Source organism: Bacillus crepusculi, from assembly GCF_014764715.1.
Classification (GTDB): Bacteria; Bacillota; Bacilli; order Bacillales; family Bacillaceae; genus Bacillus.
Genome location: NZ_JACXXE010000002.1, coordinates 107,548 through 122,409, shown reverse-complemented (window position 1 = coordinate 122,409; position 14,862 = coordinate 107,548). Strand labels below are relative to the sequence as shown.

Annotated in this window: 19 protein-coding genes and 1 pseudogene; 10 read left to right on the top strand and 10 right to left on the bottom strand. The window is 41.3% G+C overall.

The window, feature by feature from the left end; genetic code table 11:
• Window positions 1-16: 16 nt before the first annotated feature.
• Both IEE86_RS04570 and IEE86_RS04565 read right to left on the bottom strand, forming a co-directional pair.
• Entirely contained in the window at window positions 17-274 is a 258-nt protein-coding gene (locus IEE86_RS04570; protein WP_008345502.1) for a hypothetical protein, read from the bottom strand.
• A 27-nt stretch (window positions 275-301) separates the two neighbouring features.
• Window positions 302-685: a GtrA family protein gene (locus tag IEE86_RS04565; protein ID WP_012011676.1), complete on the bottom strand. Its 384-nt coding sequence runs from the start codon at window positions 683-685 to the stop codon at window positions 302-304.
• Between the two features lie 456 nt (window positions 686-1,141).
• On the opposite strand from IEE86_RS04565, the gene IEE86_RS04560 reads away from it, so the two are divergent.
• The 5 genes and pseudogenes from IEE86_RS04560 to IEE86_RS04540 all read left to right on the top strand — a co-directional run bounded on the left by IEE86_RS04560 (window position 1,142) and on the right by IEE86_RS04540 (window position 4,881).
• A complete protein-coding gene (locus tag IEE86_RS04560) occupies window positions 1,142-1,282 on the top strand; it encodes an anti-repressor SinI family protein (RefSeq protein WP_008345506.1) in 141 nt (46 codons plus the stop codon).
• Window positions 1,283-1,583: 301 nt separating this feature from the next.
• Window positions 1,584-2,260: pseudogene (locus tag IEE86_RS04555) on the top strand (class I SAM-dependent methyltransferase).
• A complete protein-coding gene (locus tag IEE86_RS04550) occupies window positions 2,253-2,921 on the top strand; it encodes a glycosyltransferase family protein (protein WP_191096155.1) in 669 nt (222 codons plus the stop codon). Before IEE86_RS04555 ends, IEE86_RS04550 begins: the two are co-directional and overlap by 8 nt.
• A 107-nt stretch (window positions 2,922-3,028) precedes the next feature.
• Entirely contained in the window at window positions 3,029-3,343 is a 315-nt protein-coding gene (locus IEE86_RS04545; protein WP_191096154.1) for a DUF485 domain-containing protein, read from the top strand.
• Window positions 3,340-4,881, top strand: coding sequence for a solute symporter family protein (locus IEE86_RS04540; RefSeq protein WP_191096153.1), 1,542 nt, complete (start codon window positions 3,340-3,342; stop codon window positions 4,879-4,881). Before IEE86_RS04545 ends, IEE86_RS04540 begins: the two co-directional genes overlap by 4 nt.
• A gap of 27 nt (window positions 4,882-4,908) precedes the next feature.
• On the opposite strand, the gene IEE86_RS04535 is transcribed toward IEE86_RS04540, so the two are convergent.
• The 4 genes from IEE86_RS04535 to cidR form a co-directional block, all read right to left on the bottom strand.
• On the bottom strand, window positions 4,909-5,283 hold the full coding sequence (locus IEE86_RS04535; RefSeq protein WP_191096152.1) for a nuclear transport factor 2-like protein: 375 nt from the start codon (window positions 5,281-5,283) through the stop codon (window positions 4,909-4,911).
• 132 nt (window positions 5,284-5,415) lie between these two features.
• Window positions 5,416-6,084 carry a thiamine phosphate synthase gene (thiE, locus tag IEE86_RS04530; RefSeq protein WP_191096151.1) on the bottom strand — a complete coding sequence of 223 codons (669 nt, stop codon included), beginning with the start codon at window positions 6,082-6,084 and terminating at the stop codon, window positions 5,416-5,418.
• A complete protein-coding gene (thiM, locus tag IEE86_RS04525; RefSeq protein WP_191096150.1) occupies window positions 6,071-6,895 on the bottom strand; it encodes a hydroxyethylthiazole kinase in 825 nt (274 codons plus the stop codon). The genes thiE and thiM overlap by 14 nt, the downstream gene beginning before the upstream one ends.
• 17 nt (window positions 6,896-6,912) lie before the next feature.
• Window positions 6,913-7,800, bottom strand: coding sequence for a cidABC operon transcriptional activator CidR (cidR, locus tag IEE86_RS04520; RefSeq protein WP_191096149.1), 888 nt, complete (start codon window positions 7,798-7,800; stop codon window positions 6,913-6,915).
• Between the two features lie 166 nt (window positions 7,801-7,966).
• On the opposite strand from cidR, the gene IEE86_RS04515 reads away from it, so the two are divergent.
• Both IEE86_RS04515 and IEE86_RS04510 read left to right on the top strand, forming a co-directional pair.
• Entirely contained in the window at window positions 7,967-8,350 is a 384-nt protein-coding gene (locus tag IEE86_RS04515) for a CidA/LrgA family holin-like protein (protein ID WP_191096148.1), read from the top strand.
• Window positions 8,344-9,024, top strand: a complete 681-nt coding sequence (locus IEE86_RS04510; RefSeq protein WP_191096147.1) for a CidB/LrgB family autolysis modulator — start codon at window positions 8,344-8,346, stop codon at window positions 9,022-9,024. Before IEE86_RS04515 ends, IEE86_RS04510 begins: the two co-directional genes overlap by 7 nt.
• Before the next feature lie 38 nt (window positions 9,025-9,062).
• Here the strand turns inward: IEE86_RS04510 and IEE86_RS04505 are convergent, their stop codons facing one another.
• On the bottom strand, window positions 9,063-10,244 hold the full coding sequence (locus IEE86_RS04505; RefSeq protein ID WP_191096146.1) for a class I SAM-dependent rRNA methyltransferase: 1,182 nt from the start codon (window positions 10,242-10,244) through the stop codon (window positions 9,063-9,065).
• 118 nt (window positions 10,245-10,362) lie between these two features.
• On the opposite strand from IEE86_RS04505, the gene IEE86_RS04500 reads away from it, so the two are divergent.
• Window positions 10,363-10,746: a VOC family protein gene (locus IEE86_RS04500; protein ID WP_034660421.1), complete on the top strand. Its 384-nt coding sequence runs from the start codon at window positions 10,363-10,365 to the stop codon at window positions 10,744-10,746.
• Window positions 10,747-10,860: 114 nt separating this feature from the next.
• Here the strand turns inward: IEE86_RS04500 and IEE86_RS04495 are convergent, their stop codons facing one another.
• The 3 genes from IEE86_RS04495 to IEE86_RS04485 all read right to left on the bottom strand — a co-directional run bounded on the left by IEE86_RS04495 (window position 10,861) and on the right by IEE86_RS04485 (window position 13,064).
• Window positions 10,861-11,589: an amino acid ABC transporter ATP-binding protein gene (locus IEE86_RS04495; RefSeq protein ID WP_318010250.1), complete on the bottom strand. Its 729-nt coding sequence runs from the start codon at window positions 11,587-11,589 to the stop codon at window positions 10,861-10,863.
• Window positions 11,586-12,230: an amino acid ABC transporter permease gene (locus IEE86_RS04490; RefSeq protein WP_191096145.1), complete on the bottom strand. Its 645-nt coding sequence runs from the start codon at window positions 12,228-12,230 to the stop codon at window positions 11,586-11,588. Before IEE86_RS04490 ends, IEE86_RS04495 begins: the two co-directional genes overlap by 4 nt.
• 69 nt (window positions 12,231-12,299) lie before the next feature.
• Window positions 12,300-13,064, bottom strand: coding sequence for a transporter substrate-binding domain-containing protein (locus tag IEE86_RS04485; RefSeq protein WP_191096144.1), 765 nt, complete (start codon window positions 13,062-13,064; stop codon window positions 12,300-12,302).
• Window positions 13,065-13,592: 528 nt separating this feature from the next.
• On the opposite strand from IEE86_RS04485, the gene IEE86_RS04480 reads away from it, so the two are divergent.
• A complete protein-coding gene (locus IEE86_RS04480; RefSeq protein ID WP_191096143.1) occupies window positions 13,593-14,678 on the top strand; it encodes a Rap family tetratricopeptide repeat protein in 1,086 nt (361 codons plus the stop codon).
• A 19-nt stretch (window positions 14,679-14,697) separates the two neighbouring features.
• Window positions 14,698-14,847 carry a hypothetical protein gene (locus IEE86_RS04475; RefSeq protein WP_191096142.1) on the top strand — a complete coding sequence of 50 codons (150 nt, stop codon included), beginning with the start codon at window positions 14,698-14,700 and terminating at the stop codon, window positions 14,845-14,847.
• Window positions 14,848-14,862 lie beyond the last annotated feature (15 nt).

Here is a 14,862-nt window from a genome sequence, read left to right as displayed (position 1 = left end):
CAATTGGCTGCTTCTTTTACGCTTTCGTCAGATCAACACGAATTCTCCCTTGTCTTAAAACAATGGTCATTTGCGTGTCAGGGGTCATTAAATTTTCTAAAATGTCCGTTGCCGTTTGAAGCGCAATGTCCATGCGGTTGATCTTTTCCTTTTCTTGTTCAGAAAACGCTTCTGGATGTGCGGTCATTTCTTTGACTAGCCTCAGCACTTGTTCATGCTGCTTTTCTGTTTGTTGATATATGGCATCATATAATTCGTCTGGCCTGCTGCTCATTTCACATCACCTATCTTTTTTCATGTGTTAAATCGCGTCTTCTTTTGTTTTCTTAAAAACGAACCATTTACTGGCGACATAATTGACCACCACAATCACAAAGTTGACAAGAATTTTTGCGACAGTTTCATTGAGCGCCATTTGGCTCACAAATAAAATCATCAGCCCCAGGTCTACACCTAGAGACATGAGACGGACACTAAAAAACGAAGAAAGCTCACGCATAAGGCTTTTTGTGTCACGAGCCTTTTGCTTGAACACATATTTCTTATTGGTGATATAAGCAAAGAGAACAGCAAATACCCATGAAACAACCGTTGCTGTTTTATAATCCATGGAAAACATCTCAACGAATAAATAGAAGCTGACAATATTGACAATGGTTGTGCATACACCCATGACAAGGTACATGACAACTTCTTGATACTTTTGAAAAAGGCTATACATGTCTTTCTTCATTCCTTCTTGGTGGTTTCTGTTTCTTTTAGAATACCATCTTGAGAAGAACTTCCCAAACGAACAATATGTACGTCCTGCAAAGATGAAATTTGTTCTAATCGATGGCATATGTCAACCTAATTGGTTTATATGAGTCAAATGATTTAGGTCTTTATCATTATTTTAATTTATAATCTTTTAACTGACTTTACAATTGTTTATTATTAGAAGTAAGAAATCAATAATTTTGGGTTTTTTAGTCATTTTTTTAGGGACGTGGTAGGTGATAGATTTTACAAAATAGGTTAAATGTCATCATTTTTCGACAAAAATCTACTTTTGTGCTACATTCACTCACGTACAGTTACTAGACGGTTTGTTCAAGTCATTGGTTGCAGATGAATATGTCTTATTGAACTGGAGGATATTATGGATACGCAAGTGAAAAGAAGAGTTGACGAAGAGTGGGTTTATTTGATTCAGGAAGCGAAAAAAATTGGACTAGGCATCGAAGAAATACAAGCTTTTTTAACATCCAACGGTGATCAGAAGATGATAAACAAACCGTAAATCAACGCCGTTATCCTTTGTCTTTCAGCTGCTTTGGCTAAAAGTTCTGACCTGTCAATTGACCTTTTGAAAATCCTTTCATGACGATACGCTACAATAATTAAACACCTCTTTATACCAATCCCTTCCACTCAATGGGGTTCTGTCTTTCTATATTAGGAGGACAGTCCATTTCCCGTTCTTTATATGATCCCTTTTTAGCTACCATTCATGAAAATTGTCCATCTCTCGTTATAAAACCAAGCTATCCATCCATATAGTAAGCATGAAAACAATGTGAAAGAAGAAAGGTGGGTAGCGCGTGAGTTCAGATTCCCTTCCCTATTATCACCAAAAAAAGATCAGTATTATCACGGTGTGAACCCTGTCATCGTCAGCCGTATACGTGAGGAATGGACATCGATATTGGATATCGGATGCGGCACAGGCAAGCTTGGAAAAGTCCTGAAACAAAAGGACCGGACCATTTACGGGATTGACTCTTTTGAGGATGCTGCAAAACAGGCTGAACAGGAGCTAGATCATGTTCTATGCGGCAATATTGAACAGATGACTCTCCCTTATGAACATGAACAATTTGACTGTATCATTTTCGGAGACATCCTCGTACATTTATTGGGCCCATGGGCTGTTTTAACCTTTCTTAAAAAGGAAGGTGCTATTCTGTCACCCATTCCAAATATTGGCCATATTTCAACGGTTTTAGAACTATTATCCGGCAGGTTTTCTTATACAGATGCAGGGTTAATGGATCAAACGCATTTACGTTTCTTTACCCTTCACGAAATTCATGCACTCTTTCATTCAGCAGGCTTTCGCATTCGTGAACTCGAGGCTATTCGCGTACAGCATCCTTCCTATACGAGTGTGATGAATGATTTACATGAATTACTCGTGAAGCACGGCATCCGTTTTGATTTTCACGAGGCAGCTACAGCCTATCAATATGTGGTTGAGGCGGTTCAATCCAATGAGTAACCCCGTGATTCTGTTTGTGTTATGTGTGAATGATGAGTCGATGTTTCAGGCTTGCTTCCGGCAGCTCGCCTCACTTCCCGCTCCCTATGGGTATCATGTAGAGGTCTTGCCGATTAGACAGGCATCAAGTATGGCCTCTGCATACAATGAAGCCATTACACATCCAGCTCAGTTTAAAATTTATCTTCATCAAGATACCTTGATTGTCAAACAGCATATGCTGCTTGAGCTCATCCCGCTTTTTTTACAAAATCCATTACTTGGCATGGTTGGAGTGATAGGTGCAGAAAGTGTGCCTGACAATGGGATTTGGTGGGAGAGTGCTGATTGCAGGGGAAAAGTGATTGAATATCGTCACGACACCTATCAGCTGCTTTCTTTTGAATCGGGTCGTAAGCAATCCGAGGCTATAGGTTATATGAAAGCTACGGTCATTGATGGTCTTTTCATGGCGACACAATATGATGTGAGATGGCGCGAGGACCTCTTTGATGGCTTTCATTTTTATGATGTCTCACAGTCTTTTGAATTCGCAAAGCAAGGATATGAGGTCGGGATTGCAAGGCAAGAAGAGCCTTGGTGTATACACAAATGCGGAGATCATTTTGACGGCGAGGCATATGAAAAAGCGCGCCAAACATTTCTTATGAATTATCGGTAGAAAGCACCCTTTTCGGGTGCCTTTTTTATGATATACTGTCATAAACAACCAGATCGTCTCATATGCATTGGAGTACCTTGTCCCTAATTCGTACAAAGGAGGAAACAATGGCAGATAAAAAAGTTCATTATAAGAAGGTTGCCGCTTCAGAGGATTTCCGAAAACTTCTTGAGGAAAAACGCAGATTTATCGTACCGATGACGATTTTCTTTTTTCTCTTTTACTTTTCACTTCCGGTTGCTACATCCTACTTCACCTTTTTGAACACGCCGGCAATTGGTGCTATTTCTTGGGCTTGGTTATTCGCCCTGACGCAATTTGTCATGACATGGGTTTTATGTGGACTTTATGCAAAAAGAGCGGCTCAGTTCGATAATTATGTAAGCGCTTTAAAAATTAAATCAAGAGGTGATGACGAATGAGCATGACCGCTTTTATTTTATTCATAGCGATCGTAGGGCTCACATTGGTCATCACATATTTTGCTGCGAAGAAAACGAGCAATGCAAGTGATTTTTACACAGCAGGCGGAGGTCTGACGGGGTTTCAGAACGGTCTTGCCATCGCAGGCGATTATATGTCCGCTGCATCATTTTTAGGCATCGCTGGAATGATCGCGTTAAATGGATTTGACGGCTTTTTCTATAGCATTGGTTTTCTTGTGGCGTATCTTGTCGTTCTTTACGTTGTGGCCGAACCACTTCGAAATCTAGGGAAATATACGATGGCCGATATGATTGCTGCACGATTTAAGCGGCCTGCCATTCGAGGGGTTGCCGCCTTTAATACAATCACAGTTTCTACTTTTTATATGATTGCACAGCTTGTTGGAGCAGGTGCATTAATTAAACTGCTTCTTGGCATTGATTACTGGATTGCGGTGCTAATCGTGGGTGTCTTGATGACCATTTATGTGGTGTTTGGCGGCATGATCGCGACCAGCTGGGTACAGATTACAAAGGCTGTTCTCCTTATGCTTGGGACGTTGATCATTTCACTTCTTGTATTTGCAAAGTTTGATTTTAGCCTGCTGAAAATGTTCGAGCAGATGAAAACTGCGACCCCGCTCGGTGAGGCATTCCTTCACCCGGGAAATAAATATGATGTGCCTTTAGAGACCCTGTCACTGAACCTTGCCTTAGTGCTTGGAACGGCAGGTTTGCCGCATATTTTGATTCGGTTTTATACGGTAAAGGATGCCATTTCTGCGCGAAAATCTGTCCTTTCCGCCACTTGGATCATCGGTATTTTTTATTTAATGACGGTTTTCCTTGGCTTCGGTGCCGCTGCATTTGTCGGATCAGAAGCGATCACAGCAGCGGATGCAGCAGGAAATATGGCAGCCCCACTGCTCGCACAAGCCCTTGGAGGAGATTTATTATTTGCCTTTGTTTCCGCTATCGCCTTTGCGACCATCTTGGCAGTGGTGACAGGTCTCGTCTTATCTGCCGCGTCTGCTTTTGCCCATGACTTTTATAGTCAGATTATCCGCAAAGGGAAAGCGAGCGAACGGGAACAGGTGAAGGCCGCACGCTTTGCTTCAATCGGCGTGGCCATTCTCTCCATCGTTCTTGCATTATTTGCCCAATCCTTAAACGTCGCTTTTCTCGTGTCACTTGCCTTCGCAGTGGCAGCAAGCGCAAATTTACCATTGATTATCTTCACTGTCTTTTGGAAACGATTCAACTCTACGGGTGCCATTGCTGGGAGCTTAACCGGCCTTTTGAGTGCACTGATCATCGTCTCACTCAGTCCAAGCGTCTGGGACCCATCGGGAGCGGCCATCTTTATAGGAGAACCGCTCATCCCGCTGTCGAATCCCGGGATTATCTCAATTCCACTTGGGTTCCTTGCCGCTTACTTAGGCACAATATTCTCCTCTGAAAAGGCAGATGAAGACACCTTTAGGGAAATTCAAGTAAAGGCACATACAGGCATGCATATGGATACTGATTCATAAGGAAAAGCCGGCTGAGCAGCCGGCTTTTTAATAGCGCTGGAATAACTCTGGATTTTTCGGGACATTTTCTAAATATATGATCTTCCCTTGGTCGTCCAGCTCCGCAATATCTATTCCCTCCGCTGTATAGACATGGCCATTCGTGAGCTTTCCGCAAACGGCCCAGTTTGTTTCATACTTTCCATCTTCACGTTTTACCCAGCCATCCCACATATGCTTAATGTCTTCATGTACGTGAAAAAATGTGTTTAAAAATTGATTAAAGGCTTGGATACCAGGCTTCCTGTCACCATTTAAGACAATCATGACATCGTCAGAAAACAATGCCAGCAATTCGTCCATTTGCTCCTGTCCTTTTCCCGCCTCATCGTATCGGCGAAAATACATATCGAGCCATTCCATTATTCATTCTCCTTTATTTACCTGTCATTTCGAAAATAATCGAATTATATGATTGTACACAATTGTATCTCTCCTGTCTATTTTCCCCGGATCAGAAAAGACATGAATGAAGTCATCCATGTCTTTTACCCATTAGAGAGATTCTTTGTTTGATACAACAAGTGTTTTTAATTCTTCCGCTGCTTTTTTTGGATCGGTGCTCTGGCTAATGGCGCTAATGATGCTAATGCCATCTGCCCCTGCCCTTATGACTGGTGCAGCATTTTCGCACGTGATACCTCCGATGCCAACAATCGGAATATGAAGACCATAACGACGCACCTCGGTGATCAAAGACACCCCTTGGACACTGCGTGTATCCTTTTTTGTTGCTGTTGGATAAACTGGGCCCATCCCGACATAATCTGCCCCGTCCTTCATCGCTTGTTTCACTTCATCTAGGTTATGCGTAGACACGCCTAATATTTTATCCCCGATCCTCTGCCGCACGTCTTGTGCATTTGTGTCTTCTTGTCCAACATGAACGCCATCGGCATCAAGATCAATCGCTAGCTGTACATCATCATTCACAATAAAAGGAACGTTCGCTTCTTGGCAAAGCGCTTGAATTTGACGAGCCAATTGTTTCTTCTCTTCACCTTGCAAGGCTCCTTCACCCTTTTCACGAAATTGAAACATAGTGATTCCGCCTTGAATGGCCTCTTTCACAACATCAAGCGGCTGCCTGCTTGTATTCGCTGTTCCCATAATAAAATAAACCGATAATTGCTGTTTGATTTGCTGCTGATCAGCCTTTGTCATGAGAAACTCCCCCTATTTTCCCTAGCGTCATTACATCATCGCCATTTGTGTGTGATAGTGCGTTTAACAATTCTATTTGAAAGGTTCCTGGTCCTTTATCCTTTGTGTACTGCGCTGCCCTTTCAGCTGCGACACCATAAAACAGCAAAGCAGCTGCCGATGCATGAAGCGGCAATTCACCTGTTGCACAAAATGCCCCGATGACAGACGTCAGTAAACAGCCCGTCCCCGTCACCTTTGTCAGCCATTCATGTCCATTATGAATCGACAAAACCTCCTCTCCATCTGACACCACATCGACTTTTCCTGTGATCACCACAATGGTCTGACATGCTTTTGCCGCTTGTTTGGCTAATGCCGATACATCTCCGTTCGTCTCTTTCGCATCAACGCCTTTTGACTGCCAGCCATCCACTCCGAGTAAATGAGCCATTTCAGCAGCATTTCCTCTGACAACGGTCATTTTCACTTGCTCTAACAGCTGTTTTGCTGCATTCATTCGAAACGTTGTTGCACCGACCCCAACAGGATCTAATAGAACAGGTACATCTTTCTCATTGGCGGCTTGCCCTGCGATAACCATGGCCTCCACCGAATCCTTTGTCAGCGTGCCAATATTCAGCACAAGTGCATCCGCTAATTGCGCCATTTCGGCGACCTCCTCTTTGGCATTTGCCATGACTGGAGAAGCACCTAAAGCAAGTAGTCCATTCGCTGTAAAATTCGTCACGACTTGATTGGTGATATGATGGATGAGTGGATTTTCCGCTCGAACCTTCTCCAATAAATGAGACGCGTAGCTAATATTCATCAGTATCGTCCTCCCTTTTACTCTGCATCCCACGCATAGGATTTAGTATGCTTTAACCATTCTCTTGCCGCAAACGACAAATAGCGGTCCTTTCGCCAAATGACACCTAAATGCCACGGGATTGACGGATTTAAGGATATGACCTTTACCTTTTCAGGATCAAGATCACGGCAGATTCGTTCTGGCAGAAGCCCAATCCCTAAATTCTCGGCTACCATTTCACTAATGAAATCCCATTGAGACGTTTCATAAATGACATTAGGCCGGAATCCCGCATTCATACATTCATTCAATATTCGACTATGCAGAACAAAATCTTCTCTAAAGAAAATAAAAGACTCTTCCTTTAAATCAGCTAAATGCACCTCATCACGCCCTGCGACCGGATGCGATGGATGCGTCACGAGCTTCATATTCTCTTTAATAATAGTGTACGTATGAAAAATTTTATCATTTGCAGGCAGAACAATGACACCAATATCCAGCGACCCATCCTCGACCCCTTCCTCAACTTTAATAGAGCCGTGCTCCACCAATTGAAAGGTGACATCTGAATATTGCTGGCGGAATTCTCCCATGACATTCGGGAAGAAACTTGACCCAATCATCGGCGGCAGCCCGATTCGAATATGCCCTTTTTTCACATTCATTACATCATTTAATTCATTCGTTAAATTCTGAAAGGATTGGGTGATTTCACTCGCCTGTGTATACATGGTTTGTCCAGCATCTGTCATTTCAACCTGCCGGCCATTTCGGTAAAACAACTGCACCCCAAGCTCATCCTCCAGGTTTTTGACCATTTTGGAAATGGTCGGCTGCGACACATAAAGGGATTGTGATGCTTTCGTGAAGCTCTTTAATCTTGCCACTTCTAAGAAATATGTTAAATGTCTGATGTCCACATGTGCTCATCCTTCCTATAGACAAAAGGAATAATAACTATTCAATATATGTATTTTACCTATAACAAAACGTGCTGTACACTTTAAAGTAAGCTCATCACTTGGAACGTTGTTATGTTTTTGTGAAACAGTGAACAATTTATATAGAAAAAGGAGTGAACAGAAAGTGCAATTGCTCAAAACGCCGCTGATTGCTGCCCTTCAGATTATGGCTTTATTTGTTTTTGCGAAATTGATGAACATGCTGGCGGCCTTTTTGCATCTAAGAATTCCAGGCACGATCTTAGGCATTCTTGTCATTTTCTTATTACTTCATTTTAACATCATTAAATTAAAATGGATTGAACTTGGCGCCGTATGGCTGCTCGGAGAACTGCTGCTCTTTTTTATCCCGTCAGCAGTTGGTGTGATTGATTATGGGAAATTGCTTTCTCAATCCGGCACAAGTATTGTCCTTGTTGTCTTACTTAGTACCTTTGTGGTTATGCTCTCAACTGGCATCATGACGCAAATGATCGCGAAAAGAAAGGAGCGAAAAAAACTATGTTAGTGGGCGGATTATTTCTGATCTTAACAGTTCTTTTATATCTCGGATCAAAAGCGATATACAAACGGCATCCGAAAGTGTATGTTTCCCCGTTACTTGTAACTCCGCTTGTCCTTGTGGTCTTGCTGTTAATCGTAAACATTCCTTACGATGCTTACAATCAAGGCGGGAAATGGCTCACGAATATGCTTCAGCCTGCAACTGTTGCTTTTGCCATTCCTTTATATAAGTATTTTCACATTTTGAAGAAGCATGCAGTGGAAATTGTTTTGAATGTGGCTTGCGGTTCTGTTATTGCGATCTTATCAACTGCATTTATCGCCAAATTGTTTCATTTGGACACAAGCCTTATTGAGAGCCTTGTCCCAAGGTCGGTCACAACACCAGTGGCGATGAGTGTGTCAGAAATGATCGGCGGCATGCCGTCCGTTACGGCTGTCTTCGTCATTCTAACGGCACTGTTTGGGTCAATCATCGGTCCAATGGTCATCCGGTATTTCCGTATTGATAATGACATTGCAATGGGTGTCCTGCTTGGTACAGGTGCACACGGGGCGGGGACATCGAAAGCCTTTGAGTTAAGCTCCGTCTCAGGCACGATCTCAAGTGTATCGATGATTATTTCAGCCATTATTACATTATGCGCAGCGCCTATCCTCATGACGTTCGCCTTATAAAAAGAAGCCATTTTCCCTATTCGGAAAATGGCTTTTTCTTATGCTTGGATGAAGACAACCTTCAAATAGTTCCCTTCAGGATAATTCTTCGTTGTACGGAAATCCTCGGGAAGCGTATATTCTTCGAGAATTCGATACGTTTTCCCCGATTCTTTAAAGGCCTGTGCAATAAAGCCTTTGAATTTCTTCATGCCAAATGCACTGCTATTCGTTGATGCGACAATAACGCCATTCTCCGCTGTGATTTGGATGGCTTCTTTTAATAGCTTTTGATAATCCTTCGCCGCACTGAATGTGTGTTTTTTCGTTCGGGCAAAGGAAGGCGGATCTAAGATGACAAGATCATAGGCCCATCCTTTTTTCGCTGCAAACGGAAAGTATTTAAATACATCCATGACTTTGATATCCTGCTCGTCCACATCAATTCCATTGACTTCAAACTGCTCGGATGTTTTTTTCAAGCTGCGGTTTGCGACATCCACACTTGTCGTACGTCTCGCTCCGCCAAGCGCTGCTGCCACTGAGAAAGCACCTGTGTACGAAAACGTATTGAGCACGGTCTTTCCTTTTGCATAACGATCTCGAATCGCTTTTCTCACATGACGCTGATCAAGGAAAATGCCCGTCATAGCGCCGTCATTTAAATAAACCGCTACGTTCATGCCATTCTCTTTCACGATGAGAGGAAATTCGCCTTTCTCTCCCTTCACAAAATCATCATCTTCTATATATTGTCCAGACGTATCGAATCGTTTCTTTTCATAAATGCCTTTATAGTCTGGATATACTTGCTCAAGTGCAGCCAATACTTCTGCCTTTAATGTATAGACTCCTTCGCTATACCATTGGATGAGGTAGAATCCGTCATAATGGTCAATCGTGACGCCGCCAATTCCATCACCCTCTCCGTTGAACACACGGAAAGCAGTCGTCTGTGCATCACGAAATAAATGCGTTCTACTTTTTGCTGCCTGCTCAAGCCTAGAGACAAAAAAAGCTTGATCTATTTTTTCGTTTGCATCAAAGGTTAGTACCCAGCCGATTCCTTTATTTTGTACACCATAATATCCTTTTCCTAAAAAAGTGCCTCGTTCATCCACCCATTCAATGAGCTCGCCTTCCTGCACTCCGTTCACACGCGATACAGCATCTTTTGAAATGAGCGGATATCCCTTTTTCACTTGTTCTGCAAATGTTTGTTTTAATGAGATTTTTTTCATTTGTGTCATCCTTATCCTAAATTGACTCTCTCTATCCTACCATATGAATGTATACGTTACTGCTATTATGATAAGATGAGGAGAAAAATATCAACATGACATAAAGGAGGTTCTTCTTTTGACGACATTACGCTTAGATCATACAGGTATTATGGTCACGAATATTGATCAGTCCATTGATTTTTATGAAAAAGTTGTGGGCATGAAATTAAAGGATCGAATCACTCATACAAACGGAGTCATCGAGCTTGCATTTCTCGGTTTTAAAGATGAAACAGAAACGGAAATTGAGCTCATTCAGGGCTACAGCAGTGACCTGCCCTCTGAAGGAAAGGTCCACCATCTCGCTTTCACCACAGACAATATTCATGCTGAATTCAACCGTATTCAAAAGCTGCAAATTGAATTAATTGATGAAGAAATCACGACATTACCGAATGGATATTGCTACTTCTTCTTCAGAGGACCAGACCAAGAATGGATTGAATTCTTCCAGCGCTAATATTTCCTAGGAAATTGTATGGCTATCCTCTATTGAGGTTATGAATAGCGATGCCTTCATTTATTCCACAAAAGAAAAAGAGTAAGAGCATGTATATCTGCCCTTACTCTTTTTTTATAACACCTTACTAAGAAATAATTTTGTACGCTCGTGCTGCGGGTTTCCAAAGAGGGCTTCCGGTTTGTCTTCTTCGACGATATATCCGCCATCCATAAAGATCACGCGGTCTCCTACCTCTCTTGCAAAGCCCATTTCATGTGTGACCACGATCATCGTCATGCCTTCGATGGCTAATTGTTTCATAACAGCTAATACGTCTCCCACCACCTCAGGGTCAAGGGCCGATGTCGGCTCATCGAATAAAAGCACTTTCGGGTCCATTGCCAAGGCTCTTGCAATCGCGACACGCTGTTTTTGTCCACCAGATAATTGGTTAGGGTAGCTTTTGGCTTTGTCCTTTAAGCCGACCTTTTCAAGCAAGTCTATGGCTTTATCGACTGCCGCCTTCTTTTCGACGCCCTTTACCTTTATTGGTGCAATCGTGATATTTTCTAAAACGGTTTTATGAGGAAATAAATTAAAGTGCTGAAACACCATACCAACTTCCTGCCGTACTTTATTGATGTTAACCTTTGGATCTGTAATCGTATGTCCGTGGACAATGACTTCCCCAGCAGTAATATCCTCTAATTTATTAAGACATCGTAGAAACGTGCTTTTTCCTGACCCCGAGGGACCAATGACACACACTACTTCCTTTTCCTCAATGACTGCATTAATATCCTTTAAGACTTCGTTCTCACCAAAGGATTTCTTTAAGTTTTTCACCGTAATCATACTCATTTGATATCAAATCTCCTTTCTGCATAGCTAGCCAGTAGAGAAAGTAAATAAATGATCACGAAATAAATGACACCGACAATGAGCCAGACATTTAAAGGATCAAATGTAGCCGATGCTTGTACTTGCCCTCGCTGCATAATATCGGCGATCCCGATAATTGATAAGAGGGACGTGTCCTTCAAACTGATGATGGCTTGGTTTGTAATCGCTGGAAGCATACGGCGAAATGCCTGTGGAAGGACGATAAAGCGCATGTTTTGTCCCCCTGTAAATCCTAAGGAGCGTGCGGCTTCTGTTTGTCCTTTATCAATGGACTGAATCCCTGCACGAATAATTTCCGAGAAATAAGCCCCTGCATTAATCGCTACTGTAATAATCCCTGCCGGCACTCGATCAAGCGAAATGAATTCAAGTGTATTCAAACCAAAATAAATGAAGAATAGCTGTACGATAAATGGCGTACCTCGAATGGCATTCACAAAAACGAGTGAAATAAAGTTCAAAATCTTGAATGGTGACAGGCGGAATAGCGCCACAATCAATCCGATGATAAAACCTAAAATGATGGCAACAACAAAGATATATAAAGTGGTTTGCAAACCATCCATTAAATACGGAAATGCATTAACAATCGTATCCATGTTTCTCCCCCCTAATTCACATACGGTTGACACATAAAGAAAGCGCGCTCTGAGCGCGCCTCGCTTGTGTTATGACTTCAAATATTTCTCAATAATTTTGTCATATTCACCGTTTTTCTTTAGGTTCTCTAGGCCTTTATTGATTTTCTTCAATAAGTCTTGATTTTTCCCCTTCATCACAGAGATACCATATTGGTCCCCATTCAAACGGTCTCCAACTGTTTTTAATTTCAAATCTTGTTGGGCGATCGCATACGTAATGACAGGATAATCCTCGATCAATGCATCTGCATTTCCGTTTGATACTTCTTGGAACATAGATGGACTATCATTAAATTGAACGACTTCGTACCCATATTTATCTGCATTATCTGATGCAAATTTCGCTCCTGTTGTCCCATTTTTAACAGCTAGCTTTTTCCCCTTTAAATCATCAATTGATTTGATGCTGCTGTCCTTTTTCACGACAACTATCAGTCCAGCGTCGAAGTATGGATCTGAGAAATCTACTTTCTTTTTACGCTCATCTGTAATACTCATTCCGCCCATTCCTACATCAAGCTGACCCGCTTGCATCGCTGGAATGATCCCTGAGAAGTCCATTGCTTCAAGCTTCACTTTGAAATCTTGGTCCTTTGCAATCGCGTTAATTAAATCAACGTCTATCCCTTCATATTTACCGCCCTTTTCAAATTCAAATGGCGGATATGTTGTATCTATCCCAATTTTATATGTACCCTTACCATTTCCCGAATCACTGTCCGATTTTGATCCACAGGCTGCCATGACAAGCACAACAATTAGTCCCATGATCAGTAACATCGATTTCTTCATAAAACACGACCCCCTATTGTCAGTTTTGTCTAAATATTCGCAATAACAATATTACTATACCACGCTAAAGCTATGGTGTGTGATGTTTTTTATCAATACCAAAGATCCATACAATACTAGATCAATAGTCTCTTTAAATTTTACTTTTTTGCGAATAATTCATTTTATTCTAAAACAAGAGTGATTCACAATCATGATGTGAGAAAATCTCACGAAAAAATGAGCCTATACCTAGCAAAAATCCATTTCTTTTTGAATTATAAAAAACATTCATCCGCCATCTTCTTGTCCTTATTGATATTGTGATATATTTTTTCGAAAACCCTCTTTTTCCATAAAAAAATGTAAGCGTATACATAACGCATCAAAGCCCCTTTATTTTTCAATACTGGTTGAATTTACATCAAAAAACATGTTTTACAAATTGAGAGAGAGCGCTTAAAATATAAGAAGATACTTAATATGGAAAGCTGATTCAAATGAACGAAAATCGAAATAGATGGATAGATGAAGAAAGGAGGATATGAATTGGCAGAAACAGGGGTTTTGTCGTCCGTTGATGTAGCGAATATGCTAAACGACTGGTATGTCATGATGAAAAAAAGAGAGATACAAGAAGCGATACAGCTAAAAGAAGACATTCTTCAAGCATTTGATCGAATGGAAGAGAACCAAGACGTCTTACTTTACTATCAATTACTAGAATACCGTTTTAAAGATCTCATCGAAGATACAGCTTCGTTAGATCATAGTCTTTTTGTTGATGAAAATGCGGTCCGTACGGATGATATGCTCAGCTATTATTTCTATTTCTTTAAAGGCATGTATGAAATGCGCCGAGGAAATCAGGATACAGCATTTCATCATTTAAAATTGGCCGAGGATAAATTAGACCTCGTGCACGATGACATTGAAAAAGCAGAATTTCATTATAAAACTGGGTGCCTATATTATAATATTAGGTCCACGCTTCTCTCCATACACCACTTAAAGCTGGCTTCATCTATTTACGACGCAGATCCATGTTATGTGAAAAAATCAATCAGCTGTCAAATGATGCTTGCTTTGAATTATGCTGATCAATCGAAATATGATGAGGCAGAGACTTTGTTTCAGCAGGTGATTCATTCACTAGAACAGATGGAAGATCCAGATTTACTTGGTCACGCGTATTGCAATGCAGCCTTTATTAAAAGTTTAAGAAATGAATACAGTGAAGCTGTGCCACTCCTAGAAAAAGCTTTATTGATAGAGACATTCGAAACTTCTTCTCCAGGCGGCTATTTACTTGCCATGTATGCCTACACAAAAGCACTATTTAAGCTGAAAAAGCCTGGTTTGTTCCACTATTACGTACAGCTTTCACTTCAAAAAGCAGAAAATTTAAAACAACGAAACATTTCACTTAAATTATCCATTTTAGAAGCACTCATGCTTCAGCCAGACAACATGATTGAGCAAATCAAGTCTTATTGTGATCAATTGGAATCGATGAATTTCCTAGTCGATCTTGAGGCCATCTGTCAGGATGTAGCAGCTTACTTAACGGATCATGGGCTTCATGAAGAATCCATTTATTTTTGGAACAAGGCGTTGTCATTAAAAACTTGTTAAGAATATGGAGTGATGTATGATGAAGAAATGGCTCGTCACAGGTGCGATTTTTACGCTCTTGATAACAGGTGTTTTCATTGGCACTTCTCCCCAAAAAGACAGCCAATCTGCACAATCTCAAGACAAGGGTACGATCATTCAAAAGAGAGATCGCGGAACCAACCCTTAAATTGAAAAGGAGTAG

What these genes read in the sequence shown, in the direction of transcription:
- IEE86_RS04550 (WP_191096155.1), top strand. Translation starts at nt 2,253, where the DNA reads ATGAGTAACCCCGTGATTCTGTTTGTGTTATGTGTGAATGATGAGTCG.
- IEE86_RS04540 (WP_191096153.1), top strand. Translation starts at nt 3,340, where the DNA reads ATGAGCATGACCGCTTTTATTTTATTCATAGCGATCGTAGGGCTCACA.
- IEE86_RS04485 (WP_191096144.1), bottom strand. Translation starts at nt 13,064, where the DNA reads ATGAAGAAATCGATGTTACTGATCATGGGACTAATTGTTGTGCTTGTC.
- IEE86_RS04475 (WP_191096142.1), top strand. Translation starts at nt 14,698, where the DNA reads ATGAAGAAATGGCTCGTCACAGGTGCGATTTTTACGCTCTTGATAACA.
- IEE86_RS04510 (WP_191096147.1), top strand. Translation starts at nt 8,344, where the DNA reads ATGTTAGTGGGCGGATTATTTCTGATCTTAACAGTTCTTTTATATCTC.
- IEE86_RS04565 (WP_012011676.1), bottom strand. Translation starts at nt 685, where the DNA reads ATGTACCTTGTCATGGGTGTATGCACAACCATTGTCAATATTGTCAGC.
- thiM (WP_191096150.1), bottom strand. Translation starts at nt 6,895, where the DNA reads ATGAATATTAGCTACGCGTCTCATTTATTGGAGAAGGTTCGAGCGGAA.
- IEE86_RS04560 (WP_008345506.1), top strand. Translation starts at nt 1,142, where the DNA reads ATGGATACGCAAGTGAAAAGAAGAGTTGACGAAGAGTGGGTTTATTTG.
- IEE86_RS04505 (WP_191096146.1), bottom strand. Translation starts at nt 10,244, where the DNA reads ATGAAAAAAATCTCATTAAAACAAACATTTGCAGAACAAGTGAAAAAG.
- IEE86_RS04570 (WP_008345502.1), bottom strand. Translation starts at nt 274, where the DNA reads ATGAGCAGCAGGCCAGACGAATTATATGATGCCATATATCAACAAACA.
- IEE86_RS04535 (WP_191096152.1), bottom strand. Translation starts at nt 5,283, where the DNA reads ATGGAATGGCTCGATATGTATTTTCGCCGATACGATGAGGCGGGAAAA.
- IEE86_RS04545 (WP_191096154.1), top strand. Translation starts at nt 3,029, where the DNA reads ATGGCAGATAAAAAAGTTCATTATAAGAAGGTTGCCGCTTCAGAGGAT.
- IEE86_RS04495 (WP_318010250.1), bottom strand. Translation starts at nt 11,589, where the DNA reads ATGAGTATGATTACGGTGAAAAACTTAAAGAAATCCTTTGGTGAGAAC.
- IEE86_RS04490 (WP_191096145.1), bottom strand. Translation starts at nt 12,230, where the DNA reads ATGGATACGATTGTTAATGCATTTCCGTATTTAATGGATGGTTTGCAA.
- thiE (WP_191096151.1), bottom strand. Translation starts at nt 6,084, where the DNA reads ATGACAAAGGCTGATCAGCAGCAAATCAAACAGCAATTATCGGTTTAT.